Annotated in this window: 14 protein-coding genes; 5 read left to right on the top strand and 9 right to left on the bottom strand. The window is 61.3% G+C overall.

Going from position 1 to position 12841, the window contains the following annotated elements; genetic code table 11:
- Positions 1 to 70: 70 nt before the first annotated feature.
- Positions 71 to 364, bottom strand: coding sequence for a DUF6074 family protein (locus tag BSY240_RS02515; protein ID WP_054149656.1), 294 nt, complete (start codon positions 362 to 364; stop codon positions 71 to 73).
- Positions 365 to 668: 304 nt separating this feature from the next.
- Positions 669 to 1295 (bottom strand): J domain-containing protein, encoded by a 627-nt coding sequence (locus BSY240_RS02510; protein WP_150127378.1) that lies wholly within the window; start codon positions 1293 to 1295, stop codon positions 669 to 671.
- A 459-nt stretch (positions 1296 to 1754) separates the two neighbouring features.
- On the opposite strand from BSY240_RS02510, the gene BSY240_RS02505 reads away from it, so the two are divergent.
- Positions 1755 to 1967 (top strand): cold-shock protein, encoded by a 213-nt coding sequence (locus tag BSY240_RS02505; RefSeq protein WP_006724570.1) that lies wholly within the window; start codon positions 1755 to 1757, stop codon positions 1965 to 1967.
- A 77-nt stretch (positions 1968 to 2044) separates the two neighbouring features.
- Here BSY240_RS02505 and dusA read toward each other — a convergent pair whose 3' ends face one another.
- From dusA to BSY240_RS02480, 5 genes are all read right to left on the bottom strand, one after another.
- Positions 2045 to 3112: a tRNA dihydrouridine(20/20a) synthase DusA gene (dusA, locus tag BSY240_RS02500; RefSeq protein WP_069043796.1), complete on the bottom strand. Its 1068-nt coding sequence runs from the start codon at positions 3110 to 3112 to the stop codon at positions 2045 to 2047.
- 65 nt (positions 3113 to 3177) lie between these two features.
- Entirely contained in the window at positions 3178 to 3810 is a 633-nt protein-coding gene (locus BSY240_RS02495; RefSeq protein ID WP_083229712.1) for a tyrosine-protein phosphatase, read from the bottom strand.
- Between the two features lie 117 nt (positions 3811 to 3927).
- Positions 3928 to 5016 (bottom strand): DUF1176 domain-containing protein, encoded by a 1089-nt coding sequence (locus BSY240_RS02490; protein WP_069041300.1) that lies wholly within the window; start codon positions 5014 to 5016, stop codon positions 3928 to 3930.
- Between the two features lie 126 nt (positions 5017 to 5142).
- Positions 5143 to 5580, bottom strand: a complete 438-nt coding sequence (locus tag BSY240_RS02485; RefSeq protein WP_054149676.1) for a DUF1489 family protein — start codon at positions 5578 to 5580, stop codon at positions 5143 to 5145.
- A 271-nt stretch (positions 5581 to 5851) separates the two neighbouring features.
- Positions 5852 to 7252 carry an L-serine ammonia-lyase gene (locus BSY240_RS02480; protein WP_054149677.1) on the bottom strand — a complete coding sequence of 467 codons (1401 nt, stop codon included), beginning with the start codon at positions 7250 to 7252 and terminating at the stop codon, positions 5852 to 5854.
- A gap of 597 nt (positions 7253 to 7849) precedes the next feature.
- On the opposite strand from BSY240_RS02480, the gene BSY240_RS02475 reads away from it, so the two are divergent.
- From BSY240_RS02475 to BSY240_RS02465, 3 genes are all read left to right on the top strand, one after another.
- A complete protein-coding gene (locus tag BSY240_RS02475; protein WP_054149678.1) occupies positions 7850 to 8542 on the top strand; it encodes a DUF599 domain-containing protein in 693 nt (230 codons plus the stop codon).
- A 69-nt stretch (positions 8543 to 8611) separates the two neighbouring features.
- Complete coding sequence (locus tag BSY240_RS02470) at positions 8612 to 9625, top strand: heparan-alpha-glucosaminide N-acetyltransferase (protein WP_083229535.1); 1014 nt, start codon at positions 8612 to 8614, stop codon at positions 9623 to 9625.
- A 70-nt stretch (positions 9626 to 9695) separates the two neighbouring features.
- Positions 9696 to 10172 (top strand): methyltransferase family protein, encoded by a 477-nt coding sequence (locus tag BSY240_RS02465; protein WP_069041298.1) that lies wholly within the window; start codon positions 9696 to 9698, stop codon positions 10170 to 10172.
- Between the two features lie 24 nt (positions 10173 to 10196).
- Here the strand turns inward: BSY240_RS02465 and BSY240_RS02460 are convergent, their stop codons facing one another.
- Positions 10197 to 10589 (bottom strand): MerR family transcriptional regulator, encoded by a 393-nt coding sequence (locus BSY240_RS02460; protein WP_054149681.1) that lies wholly within the window; start codon positions 10587 to 10589, stop codon positions 10197 to 10199.
- Positions 10590 to 10697: 108 nt separating this feature from the next.
- Positions 10698 to 12110, bottom strand: a complete 1413-nt coding sequence (gene mgtE, locus BSY240_RS02455; RefSeq protein ID WP_069041297.1) for a magnesium transporter — start codon at positions 12108 to 12110, stop codon at positions 10698 to 10700.
- Positions 12111 to 12290: 180 nt separating this feature from the next.
- Here mgtE and BSY240_RS02450 point away from each other — a divergent pair, with 180 nt between their 5' ends.
- Positions 12291 to 12785 carry a peptide deformylase gene (locus BSY240_RS02450; protein WP_150127377.1) on the top strand — a complete coding sequence of 165 codons (495 nt, stop codon included), beginning with the start codon at positions 12291 to 12293 and terminating at the stop codon, positions 12783 to 12785.
- Positions 12786 to 12841 lie beyond the last annotated feature (56 nt).

The raw sequence follows: 12841 nt of genomic DNA, 5'->3' as shown, positions 1-12841 counted from the left end.
GACGCGGCCTGCCATCGTCACGGCGGACAGGCCGCAAGGCCATTTCTATCGCAAGGGAGTGGAAGCGATGCTAGGTCGCCGCGAGACTGCGCTCGCAGCCATTAGGCTCATAGAGCAGGAACAGCTCCCGGTGCACCTCGGCCTGAAAGGCGAGGATCTCCCGGCGCACATCCTCATAGGTTTGGCCGGTATCGAACAGCTCGGTTTTCAGCCGGCTGCAGAGCGTTTTCCAGAAATCGGTCGCCGCCTGTCCGTTCAGCTGATCCAGCCGACAGGCGGCGGAGCGAACGAGTTGCCGACGATGCGCAAGGGGGAAGTGTATGATCGTCTCGCGCGCCTGCGATACGAAGCCGTCGCTATGCATCTGTGCCTTCTCCAGTTGTTGGTATCTGGGGACCCCCTCCCAGGGGCTCACGGATCAGGATGAGGCAGCGCAAACGCGCGCAGCGCCCGGCGGACCTGATCCATGCCATGCCATGTCATGCCATGCCAGTCCTACTGGGGTGACAGTGCCGATACTGTCTTCGACAAGGGCCAGTTCACCGGAGTATGTCGCGATACTAAAAAACGCTAAGTCACTGTCAACAGGCGTTGACAGGTTCTCCACGAGATTTGTGTTTTGTCAGGCTTTCGGCCGGAAAATGTCAGCCGGAGCTTACGTTCCGCCCCTACTCAGCCGCCTTCGGCAGCTCCTCGGTCTCGACTTCCACAGGCAGCGGCTCCATCTCGTAGGAATAGCCCTCGAGCATGGAATAGGCCCGCTCGATCGCGGCGATCTGCACCTCGGAGGCCTTGATGGCATCGGTGATCGATTGCGCCCGGGCCCGCAGCATCGAGCCGAGCACATCGGTCTCGGGGCGGCGGCCGAGCCGGTCGAGATGCTTGCGCACCCGCGCCCGGTGGCGTTCGAGTTCGAGAATGTGGAAGCGGGCCTTCAGGATGTCGTCGGTCAGCTTGCGGCGCAGCCCCGCGACCGGATCGAACGAGCCCGGTTCGCGCTCGTCGAGGATCATGTCGTTGATCAGCGTTTCCAGCACCATCAGCCCCTTGAGGTCGGCCGGCTCGGCCAGCTGCGGATCATAGCCGGTGTCGTCGAAGACGCGGCGGCGCACGGGATCCTTCAGCAGTTCGTAGCAGGCGGAGATCTTCGCAAAGGCTTCCGTATCGCCGCCGGCATCCGGATGGGCGGTCTTCGCCACCTTGCGATAGGCGGCCTTGATGGCGGCCTCGTCGGCATCGCGGGCCACGCCCAGGACCTCGTAAGGGTCGATCACTGCGGCACCCGTCTTTGCCATACTCATCCACTCCCGTGCCCAGCCACCTCTCCCCTAAACCCGGATGGCGGCTGCTTCAAGACGGAACAAGCCTCTGTCCCCGGTCACGATCCGCACCATCCGCACGGCCCGCCGAAGGGGATCGGGGGCAGGACGGGCGCATGGAAACGGTACCACCCTTTAAATCTCAAGGATTTCAGCCCGTTGCCGCGATATTGTCGGCCCGACTGTGACTTTTCATACTTGCCAAGATTCCGAAATGTCCCTACCTCTTTCTATGTTCGGGCACAAATGATCCCGGAGACTGGACTGACTTGTATCGACCGCCCGCGCGGTCATTGGGGGCCTTCTCCCGCCGGTAGACGTTCTTTCCCCGTTATCGCGATCCCTCGACGGTTCCGTTTCGGCGGAACTTCAACCAGCCGCTTCCGGTCAGCCGGCCGCGGCGCAGACGACAACACGGGAATAAGGACTATCCCCATGGCCACCAAGGGCACCGTAAAATTCTTCAACCAGGACAAGGGCTTCGGCTTCATCACCCCGGAAGGCGGCGCGAAGGACGTATTCGTCCACATCTCCGCGCTCCAGGCCTCGGGTCTCCAGACCCTGCAGGACGGCCAGCAGGTCACCTTCGACACCGAGCCGGACCGCATGGGCAAGGGCCCCAAGGCCGTCAACATCCAGGCTGCCTGATCTGACTTTCGAATGGCGTCCCACGGGACGCCATTTTCGATTTCAGACCAAGATTTGCCGAAAAGCAGCGCTAGAGATTATTCCGCAGCGGCAGAGGTGCTTGACGCGCCGTGTGTTTTTGGCCCGCCAGCAATATCGACCGCCGCAAAGGCCTCGGCGATGAGTTGTGGCGAGACACCCGGCTTCGTCGCTTCCGACGACAGGATCTGCCGGTACCGCCGGGCACCGGCATAGCCCTGGAACAGCCCGACCATATGCCGCGTGACATGGTTGAGCCGCCCGCCGGATGCGATGACCCGCTCCGCATAGCCGATCATCACATCACGCACCTGGTCCCAATCAACCGAAACGGCTGCCTCGCCATAGATGCGGGCATCGACCTCGGTCAGAAGCGTCGCATTGTGATAACTCGCCCGCCCCAGCATGACCCCATCCATGACGGAGAGATGCTGAACGGCCTGATCGAGATCGCTGATCCCGCCATTGATGCCGATGAAAACATCGGGATTTTCCCGCTTCATCCTGTAGACCAGCTCGTAATCCAGCGGCGGGATCTCGCGGTTTTCCTTCGGAGAAAGCCCCTTCAGCCAGGCCTTCCGAGCATGGATCCAGATCGCATCCGCCCCCGCCCCGATCATCCGGGCGAGGAAATCGGGAAGCACCTGAGCCGGCTCCTGCTCATCCACCCCGATCCGGCACTTCACAGTAACCGGCACCGTCGCCACCTTTTTCATGGCCGTGACACAGGCCTCGACCACTGCGGGCGTCTGCATGAGACAAGCCCCGAACGTCCCCGACTGAACCCGGTCCGAGGGACATCCAACATTGAGGTTGATCTCGTCATAGCCGTAATCAGCAGCAATATTCACCGCCTCGACCAGTTTTCGCGGATCCGAACCACCGATCTGCAGCGCCACCGGATGTTCCGCCTCGTTGAACGATAGCAATTTCTCGCGCGGCCCGTGGATGATCGCGTCAGCCACCACCATCTCGGTATAGAGCAGTGCCTTGGCCGACAGCTGGCGGTGGAAGAACCGGCAATGCCGATCCGTCCAGTCGATCATGGGCGCAACCGCAAACACTGCCCGTCCATAGGGGGCGGGACCGGGAATGGCGCGGGTGAAAAAGTCGGGATCTGTCGTCATGGCCGCGCCCATAGCATGCTTTGCGACGAAAGGACACCGACCGATCGCGCCCAGGGGTGGCTGTGTCAGCTTTCCAGACCGATCAGTTTTTCAAGGCTCTCCCAGGTATCATCCATGGCATAGACGGCAAGGAAGGGCAGGTTGATGTGGCCGTAGATCGGCGAAAGCTGCCACTCGGCCTGCTCTTCGTCGATGCCGGCCACTTGCTGAAGAAAGATTACAGAGGCAAGCCCGGTGCGGTCAGCGCCGGACATGCAATGCACGAGGATCGGCTGCTTGGCGGTTTTCAGCAGCGTCAGCAATTCCTGTGTCCGCTCCGGCGTCAGGTCGCGGCTGGCGGACATCCCGAAATCGACATGGGTTGCCCCATGCGCAGCCGTCGCCGCAACCTCGTCGATATACCATCCCCTGTCCGGACTTTCGCCCCGCAGATTGATCACGGTCTTGATCCCGTAGCGATCGATCTCGGCGCCGAGGCGTTCGCCTGAAAGCTGCGCTGAGCGATAGAACTGGCCCGGCACAATTTCGTGAAAATTGCCCGAGAAGATCAGCACGCCGTCATAGGCACCAAATAGGCCGGCGAGGCCGACAAGGGTAAGCCCAAGGCGCAGCGCGATCCGCCGCGCGAGGGTTCCTGTCCGCCGAGGCGTCGTATCGGAGATCGGCAGATCATGGGCGCGCAAACGAGTTCCTCTCATGGCCGACTGGTTGACTGTCATCGACGACTGAAATCGAATTGGGACCTTTAGATGGCCGAAGTATCCGACCTGGTCGCAGATCCCGCAATTCGGTCAGCATGAGGGCACCCGCGCTATTCATTCTCCGGGCTGGAACTGCAGCGGCCATTCGGATGGCTCGCTCTGCACGCCGTCGCAATTCACCTTCTCGCGATACTCCATCAGCTGGAATTCGAGGGTCTCGCCCGGGGCATCCATCAGGCGGAAGACCTGATAGGTGCCGCAATCCCCCTCGCCGCGCGCGAGCGATGTCGAGATGAACAGACCCTTTTCGGCAAAGACCTGCGGGTTCATCATCTGGGCATTGTTCTCGCCCTCAAGCGCTGGCGGATTGGGCAGGCTCAGCATCGTCGCCCAGTCGGCAGGCGGGTTCTGGGTAATCGCGAAGATGCTCGTGCCCTGATAAGCGCCGAGGAAACACGGTACTTCCCAGAGAGTGAAGTTGTCGTTCACGGCATAACGCTGACCGGGATAGGCAAGCGTTTCCGGCTCGCTGCATTGATCCGGCGCATAGGTCGCAATCTCGCGGCGAACGGCATCCGGCACCTCGCTTGTCGATGCCAGAAGGACAGGCGGGGCAAGCGGCAGCCCGACGGGGCCGGTATAGGGCGACGGCCCGCCGGCGGCGGCACCCTCGTCGGAGACGGGCTCAGAAGGAATAGCGGCAGCCGTCTCGGGCGCCGATGTGCCAGGGCAGCCGATGACGCCCTTGGCGCCCGCAACGAAGGGCGGGAGATCCGGCCGCACCACAGTGACGGTTGCCTTGCCGACCGTCTGCAACGAACCGGTCACGACAGCCTCTTCGATCCGAACCAGCATATGCGTCTCGTGGTCGATGCTGGAAAAGAGGCGGTAACCGAGCCGCGACGGCGGATCGAAATCGCCGCGCGCACTCTCCGTCAGCGCAATCTTCTCCGTGCCGATCTCGACAACCGCCTGCAACGGCACGCCATCCTGATCAAAGGGCATATAGATCAGATAGGCATACTTGTCGGTCTCGGGATCCTTGTTGCTCTGCCAGAAGGCGAGATGACAGGTGCTGAGGCCACCCTCGATCTCGTGTTTGCCGAAGAGCTTCAGATCGATCGACGAGTCTTCCGCCACAGCAGGATGCGACGCGGCGACAGCCAGGGCCAGCGCAAGACAAGGCAATTTATAAGACGGCATGGTTCCCCCTGATCCTGGACCGCGCCCTGCCCCCTGGCAGCGCAATCCACCCAAAATTTAGGGTACCGTCAGAGAACGGCACTCACAAGCAGGAACCTTCTCCTGATGCGGATCAAAAAGGGCAACTCAAAGCAGGCCGAGTTCGGCCAGTTCCCGCTTGAGATCGTCAGGCATGTCCTCGATATCGGCGCCGGAGGCAGCAAGGTCGCGCGGGGCGACATCCGCATCCAGATAGCGCCAGCCCTGGAACGGACGGCGCGGCGCCGGTGCCACCTCGATGACCTCGGGGCCGAGGATCAGCTCGCAGCGCGTAATCCCGTCGCCGCCGGTAAAGGTCTTGATATCAAGGAGCTTCTGCCGCGCAGACAACTGGCCCTTGATGATCCAGTAGAGCGAACCGCCATCGAGCAGTTCCTCCATGCGCTTCGGCACCATGCGGGTGACATGCGAAGAATGCGGCTCCAGGCCCGCCGCAACCGCGACGAGACAGCGTTCGGCGACCCAGTCGCGCAGATCATCGATGGAGTCGGCTCCGACGCAGAGCTTGAGGAGATGCAGTGCCATGACACCCGAGATAGCCTGTCCATGCGGCGGGTCAAGGGCTGGGGTGTCGCAGGGGTGATGTGCTCAACAGTTTCGGTGGAGTGAGGGCCGCGGCGTCATCCTCGGGCTTGTCCCGAGGATCTATTGAGAGAGGCCGAGGACCGAACGTTCAGGAAGAACAGACCACTGGCGCCGAACACATCGCAGCGGCGGCAGATCCTCGGGACAAGCCCGAGGATGACGGAGGGAAGGTGTCGAGACAGCCGCCGCCACGCCAGCCCCCCTGCCCGCATCAACATTCCACGACGTTGACGGCCAACCCACCGAGCGAGGTTTCCTTGTATTTCTCGCTCATGTCGTTGCCGGTCTGGCGCATGGTTTCGATACAGGCATCGAGCGGCACGAAATGCACGCCGTCGCCTTTGAGCGCGAGCGAGGCGGCGGTGACGGCTTTGACGGCGCCAAGCGCATTGCGCTCGATGCATGGTACTTGGACAAGGCCTGCCACGGGGTCGCAGGTCATGCCGAGATGGTGTTCGAGCGCAATTTCGGCAGCGTTTTCAATCTGTTCCGGCGTGCCGCCCATAACGGCGGCAAGACCCGCTGCGGCCATGGCCGAGGCCGAGCCGACTTCGCCCTGACAGCCGACTTCCGCGCCCGAGATCGAAGCATTGTGCTTGATGATCCCACCAATGGCAGCCGCCGTCAGCAGATAGTCGCGAATGCCCTCCTGATCGGCATCGGGATGGAAATGCAGGTAATAGCGGACAGTCGCCGGCACCACACCGGCCGCCCCATTGGTCGGCGAGGTCACGACGCGGCCACCAGCAGCATTCTCCTCGTTCACCGCCATGGCATAGACCGAGAGCCAGTCATTGGCGAGAACGGGATTGAGACGGTTGGAGCGCCACTCCTCTTGCAGCTTGTCGTGGATCGATTTGGCCCGGCGGCGAACCTTGAGACCGCCCGGTAGCTGGCCTTCCTGGCGCAGGCCACGATCAATGCAGCTCGACATTGCGTCCCAGAGCTTGTCGAGCCCGGCATCCAGATCCTCGCGCGAGCGGACCGCTTCCTCGTTTGCCCGCTTCATCTGGGCAATCGAAAGCCCTGAAGCCGCGGCCATCGCCAGCATTTCCTTCGCCGAGGAAAAGGGATAGGGCACTTTTTGCGACGAGGCCTGCTTCTTCTGCTTCTGCATGGCGAGCAGCTCGGTATCGGTGACGACAAAACCGCCGCCGATCGAATAGTAGATCTGGGTGAGCAGAACCCGACCGTCCTTGTCGAGCGCAGAAAGCCGCATGCCGTTGGCATGGCCCGAGAGCGGCGTCTTCTTGTCGTAGACGAGGTCATCCTTCGGCTGGAACACATAGCCGGGGTGACCGGGAGGGGTGACCCGTCCCGTACGCTCGACTTCGGCGATAATTGCCTCCATCCGGTCCGGATCAATGCTGTCGGGCGCTTCGCCCATCAAACCGATGATGACAGCATTGCCCGTGCCGTGACCAATGCCGGTATAGGCGAGCGAACCATGCAGGCTGGCCTTGAGCGCTGCCACTTGCGCGCCGGCCGGACGCGGCCACTGGTCGGAGAGAATGAGGTCGAGGAACCGGTTGGCCGCCGTCATCGGACCCATGGTGTGGGAACTCGAGGGGCCGACGCCGATCTTGAACACGTCGAAAACCGAAAGAAACATGGAGCTCCTCGCATGCGGGATTGAAAGCCCAAAGGCTAGAGCATCGCGTAGCACGAATGCTCCTTGCAATCGACATCGGCTTTCACCGCCGCGACATGACGAGAGATGAGATCGGAACTGCGGAAACGCAAACAGCGCGGCCGTGAGGACCGCGCTGTTTGATCAATCGCCTGTGGCGGGTGTCAGATCGACCCAAAAAGGTAAGCCAGGCACATGAAGCCGGCGAAACCCATCAAGGCACGAAATGTAACACCCCAGCACGACTTATGGAAACTACCTTCCATGAAAACTCCGAGTGAGATCACATTCACAGGGAAAGCCGTCCCCCGACCGCTTTCTGACGCCTGATCTATTAAAATCGGAGCGGGTTCGCAACTGCAAAAATGGCAAAAGGAAGGCTCCAGATGGGAGGCAGGCATGCGCAGCTTGCATGGATTGTCGAGATTTCAATGGGATAGCAGCTTGCTGCGTACATCAGAATCGCAACCGCCCTGCCCCAATTCGGGCCAATATCTTTCGGGTGGTTAATTTCCGTTGTGGATGAACCGAACGGCAGGATAATGCCCCAACCGATCTTGCCCCTGGGATTCGCTCGATATGACCATTGTCGACTACTGCGCCATGGCGCTCTTTCTGCTGCTCTGGCTCGCTTATGCTCGCATCACCGGCGACCAGCAGATCCTGTCGAGAACGAGCCTCACCAAGGCCATGGCCGAGCGCCGACGCGAATGGATCCTGAACTCGATGAAGCGTGATCTGAAGATGATCGACACGCAGATCATGGGCGGATTGCAGAACGGAACAGCCTTCTTTGCCTCCACGACGATCTTCGCGATCGGTGGCTGCTTCGCGCTTCTTGGTGCGACCGAGCAGGTCGATGCCATCTTGAGGGACATCCCCTACATCGTGCAGGGCGGGCGCGCGATCTTCGAGCTGAAGGTCTGCGGCCTGATCGCACTGTTTGCTTACTCCTTCTTCAAGTTCGGCTGGTCCTATCGCCTGTTCAACTACTGCACCATTCTCTTCGGCGCGATCCCGATGGCGGACGAAGCGGCAAAGGATCCTGAGCGGGCGATGCAAACCGCCGAGCGAACGATTCGCATGAACATCATCGCTGCCAGCCACTTCAACATGGGACTTAGAGCGATCTTCTATTCGATTGGTTATCTCGGCTGGTTCGTCAGCCCCTGGGTCTTCATGATCGCTACGGTACTCGTCTTCATCGTGCTGCTGCGCCGCCAGTTTTTCTCCGAGGCGCGCCTTGCCCTCCTCAACACGAGCGATAGGTGACGGCAGGCATGGTGGCCGCAGCCTTGAATTCGCCGTCTTTGGTGCCGACCCCGCCAAGCCAAAGTGACGATGGCGAGGTCCATCGTCAAAGAGCTTAAGGAAGAGCAAGTGGCAGATCCGACCGAGCGACTTATCGCCCCGACCAGACCGCGCCTGCTAGCGCTCGATGCGGCTCGCGGGCTCGCCCTGATCGCCATGGCGACCTATCACTTCAGCTGGGACCTGGAATTCTTCGGTTACCTCGCGCCCGGGACATCTACTCAAGGGTTCCTGCGTCTCTACGCCCGCATGATCGCGTCGAGCTTTCTATTCCTTGCGGGCTTCAGCCTCGTGCTTGCCCATTATCCAAAGCTCAGGCTTGACCCCTTCCTGCGGCGTCTCGGCATGATCGTCGCCGCAGCGGCCGCCATTTCCATTACCACCTACTGGTTCACGCCCGACAGCTGGATCTTTTTCGGGATTCTGCATGCCATCGCGCTCTCGAGCCTGATTGGCCTTCTCTTCCTCCGGGTCCCGCCGATTTTGACACTGCTTTCGGCAGTCGTGGCGTTTTCTCTCCCCGAATTCCTGCGCTCATCGGCCTTCGATTCGGCTTGGTTCTGGTTCCTCGGGATCTCGGAGACCCTGCCCCGATCCAATGACTATGTGCCCCTCCTGCCCTGGATCGGCGCATTGTTGACCGGCATCGCCACGGCACGGTTTCTGGTCGATCGCAACCGCCTCGGCTGGATCGACCGGCTGCCGGCGGGGCCTCGCTGGTTACGCTGGGGCGGACGCCACTCGCTGACCGTCTATCTGCTACACCAACCGGTGCTGATTGCCGGCGTCTATCTGGCGAGCTTCGTCATACCGCCGCCCGCCCTGGATCCGGTCGCATCCTATATCGGGAGCTGCGAGGCAAGTTGTGCACAGCAGGGCAACGATGCGGGCCTCTGCGAGCGTTTCTGCAGCTGCACCCTGGAGCGCCTGCAGGCAGAAAACCTCCTCGACCGTGTCCAGTCTGGCGCAAACTTGGACGAGCAGAATACACGCATCCAGACGCTGGCCGAGGAATGCACCATCAGGAGTCAGCCAGCGCCGTAGTACCAAATCTCGACGATAGGCCCCCATAGGTCCGCCATCACCTCGACTTGGTACAAGGGGGAATTCTAATATGAATGCCTACCGCGCGAAGCCTCTGCGATATCCCTGGCCGCCACTGCTTTATCTGGCGGGCATCATCGGTGCGATAATGGCCGGCAGGTTCACTGCCCTGGCGCCGGTCCCCTCGCCGCTTCCCTACGTTCTGCCGTCGATCGGATTCAGTATCGGCCTCTTTGCCGTTACCCTCGACATCTGGGCGGTGCGCACCCTGATGGAGCGACAGACCCCGGTTTTCGATACCGGCTGTGCGCGCCATCTCGTGACCTGCGGTCCGTTTCGGTTCAGCCGCAATCCGATCTATCTCGCCTATACGCTGTTCACGGTGGCGCTCGGCTTCATCACCGGCAATGCCTGGTTCTTCATCGCGGCATTCCTGGCGCTTTTGGCGACACGGATCCTGGCGATCCCCAGGGAGGAACGCCATCTCGAAGCCCGCTTCGGCTACGATTACGAAAGCTACCGCAAGCGCACGCGGCGCTGGATCTGATTCGGGGAGATTGCCGGCCCGGGATCAGGTCCCGACGCCGATTTCCACCAGGCGGGTGAGACAGGCTTCTTCGGCCTGATCGAGTTCCGAGAGCGTCTCGTCGATATCGCGGCGCTTCTGGCGAAGCTCGTCGCGCTTCTCGTCGATCTTCTTCATCATCAGCTTGAGCTGCCCGATTTCGCCCGGCGGCTCCTTGTAGACGTGAACGATTTCGCGGATTTCGGCGATCGTGAAGCCGATACGGCGACCGCGCAGGATCTCCTGCAGGAAACGGCGGTCAGCGGCACGGTAGAGGCGCGTCCGGCCACGACGTTCCGGATGCAGCAGGCCCTCGTCCTCGTAGAAACGCAGGGTGCGCGTTGACACACCGAATTCTCGCGTGAGCTCTGTTATGCTATAGTATTTCTTCACGGTCATCCGATCCTGTAGGGATGACCATGATATTGACTTTTACGTACAAGTCAATTTTTCGGCATTGCCCTGACCGCCTCTTGCGCGATTATGCAGTCTTGCCTGTGTCGGCGGTCACATGAACCACCAGGTCGCGAGCCCCAGAAAGGCGAAGAAGCCGGTGATGTCGGTCACGGTTGTGACAAAGACGGCCGAGGAGACGGCAGGATCGGCGCCGAAGCGGTCCAGCGACAGGGGAATGAGGATCCCGGCGATGGCGGCCGCCATCATGTTGATCAGCATCGCCGTGGCAATGATGCCGCCGATATTGGGATCCTGGAACCAGAAACCCGCCACGGCGCCGATCGAAACGCCGAAGATCAGACCGTTCAAAAGCCCGACGCCCGCCTCGCGGCGCACGACGCGGAAGGCGTTGTGGATGTCGAGATTGCGGGTCGCAAGCGCCCGCACCGTCACCGTCATCGTCTGCGAACCGGCATTGCCGCCCATGCCGGCGACGATCGGCATCAGGACGGCGAGTGCGACGATCTCCTGGATGGTCGCCTCGAACAGCGAGATCACCGAGGCCGCCATGAAGGCGGTCACCAGATTGACCGCAAGCCACGGCACGCGCGAACGAGACGTTTCGGCAATGCTGTCGGAGAGCTCTTCGTCGCCGACGCCGCCGAGGCGCAACAGGTCTTCTTCCGCCTCTTCCTGGATGACGTCGACCACGTCGTCGATCGTGAGAACGCCGACCAGCCGTTCGTTCTCGTCGACGACGGCGGCCGACAGGAGGTCGTATTGTTCGAAGAGTTGGGCCGCCTCTTCCTGGTCCATCTCGGCCGGGATCGGGTGGTTGGTCGCATGCATGATGGTCTCGATCTTCACACCGCGCTTGGTGCGCAGGATCGCATCGAGATTGACCGCGCCGAGCAGCTTGAAGGTAGGATCGATAACGAAGATCTGGGTAAAGCTCTCCGGCAGGTCTTCTTCGTCGCGCATGTAGTCGATCGTCTGCCCAACCGTCCAGAAGGGCGGCACGGCGACGAATTCGGTCTGCATGCGTCGGCCGGCCGAGCTTTCGGGATAGTCCAGCGCACGACGCAGTCGCACCCGTTCGGTGAACGGCAGCTGGGCAAGGATCTCCTCGCGGTCCTCGTCGTCGAGATCTTCGAGAATATAGACGGCATCGTCCGAATCGAGATCGCCGATGGCAGCAGCAATCTGGTCGTTCGGCATCTGGTCGACGATCTGCATACGGATCGTTTCATCGACCTCGGTCAGCGCCGTCATGTCGAAGTCGTCGCCGAGCAGGCGGATCATCGCCAGACGCTGGTCGGGCTGGATCGCCTCGATCAGGTCGCCGAGTTCCGATTCGTGCAATCGCGCGACGTTCTGCCTTAGAAACAGCACGTCACGATCAGTGATCGCCGCCCCGACCAACGTCAGGAAATCCTGACGGACAGATCCCTCGTCGTCATAGATGTCGTCGTGGCTCTCTTCGGCCGCGGGACGGTTGACAATTTCGTCTTCGTTCTCTGTCATCCCAACCTCTCACTCGCGGCACCACACTCGGACGCCCCGGAGAATGGCCGCAAAAACCCTCAAGTCAACAAGCAGATAGCGGAAATCTCCTGTTGTCAGTGCAAAGCAATGCTGCGCCTGCTAGCGTCGCCGGACCGCCACAGCCGACAATCACATCACACCTGAAGACATGAGCTTTTCGTGACCCGCCTGACCATCCGCCGCTATCCCGACCCCGCCCTGAAGGCGACCGCCGAGCCCGTCAGCGACTTCGGGGCTGACCTCGCCACCCTCGCCGACGATCTCTACGAAACGATGAAGGCTGCCCCCGGTGTCGGCATCACCGCACCCCATTGCGGCATTCTCCTTAGACTGACGGTGATCGACCTCCCCGAAATTGGCGGGCGGCGCGACTATGTGAACCCGGAAATCCTCTGGGCCTCCGATGTCATGATGACCCATACCGAAGGCAGTGTCTCCATGCCGGGAATGACCGACGAGGTCACGCGACCCGAGGCCGTCAGGATCCGCTATCAGACGCTGGACGGGACCGTGGTCGAGGAGGAGATGCAAGGTTTTGCCGCGATCTGCATGCAGCACGAGATAGACCAGCTCGACGGTATCTTCTGGATCATGAGGCTCTCGCGCCTGAAGCGCGAGCGGCTGTTGAAGAAATGGGACAAGGCGCCGCGCTGACGCCATCGAACAAAGCCAGTGGCCGGGCGTTATCTCCGTCAGATGAGATGAAAAGG

Origin of the sequence: Agrobacterium sp. RAC06 (assembly GCF_001713475.1) — a bacterium.
GTDB lineage: Bacteria > Pseudomonadota > Alphaproteobacteria > Rhizobiales > Rhizobiaceae > Allorhizobium.
This window is presented reverse-complemented; position numbering and strand designations above follow the sequence as displayed.

What these genes read in the sequence shown, in the direction of transcription:
- BSY240_RS02515 (WP_054149656.1), bottom strand. Translation starts at nt 364, where the DNA reads ATGCATAGCGACGGCTTCGTATCGCAGGCGCGCGAGACGATCATACAC.
- BSY240_RS02510 (WP_150127378.1), bottom strand. Translation starts at nt 1,295, where the DNA reads ATGGCAAAGACGGGTGCCGCAGTGATCGACCCTTACGAGGTCCTGGGC.
- BSY240_RS02505 (WP_006724570.1), top strand. Translation starts at nt 1,755, where the DNA reads ATGGCCACCAAGGGCACCGTAAAATTCTTCAACCAGGACAAGGGCTTC.
- dusA (WP_069043796.1), bottom strand. Translation starts at nt 3,112, where the DNA reads ATGACGACAGATCCCGACTTTTTCACCCGCGCCATTCCCGGTCCCGCC.
- BSY240_RS02495 (WP_083229712.1), bottom strand. Translation starts at nt 3,810, where the DNA reads ATGAGAGGAACTCGTTTGCGCGCCCATGATCTGCCGATCTCCGATACG.
- BSY240_RS02490 (WP_069041300.1), bottom strand. Translation starts at nt 5,016, where the DNA reads ATGCCGTCTTATAAATTGCCTTGTCTTGCGCTGGCCCTGGCTGTCGCC.
- BSY240_RS02485 (WP_054149676.1), bottom strand. Translation starts at nt 5,580, where the DNA reads ATGGCACTGCATCTCCTCAAGCTCTGCGTCGGAGCCGACTCCATCGAT.
- BSY240_RS02480 (WP_054149677.1), bottom strand. Translation starts at nt 7,252, where the DNA reads ATGTTTCTTTCGGTTTTCGACGTGTTCAAGATCGGCGTCGGCCCCTCG.
- BSY240_RS02475 (WP_054149678.1), top strand. Translation starts at nt 7,850, where the DNA reads ATGACCATTGTCGACTACTGCGCCATGGCGCTCTTTCTGCTGCTCTGG.
- BSY240_RS02470 (WP_083229535.1), top strand. Translation starts at nt 8,612, where the DNA reads ATGGCGAGGTCCATCGTCAAAGAGCTTAAGGAAGAGCAAGTGGCAGAT.
- BSY240_RS02465 (WP_069041298.1), top strand. Translation starts at nt 9,696, where the DNA reads ATGAATGCCTACCGCGCGAAGCCTCTGCGATATCCCTGGCCGCCACTG.
- BSY240_RS02460 (WP_054149681.1), bottom strand. Translation starts at nt 10,589, where the DNA reads ATGACCGTGAAGAAATACTATAGCATAACAGAGCTCACGCGAGAATTC.
- mgtE (WP_069041297.1), bottom strand. Translation starts at nt 12,110, where the DNA reads ATGACAGAGAACGAAGACGAAATTGTCAACCGTCCCGCGGCCGAAGAG.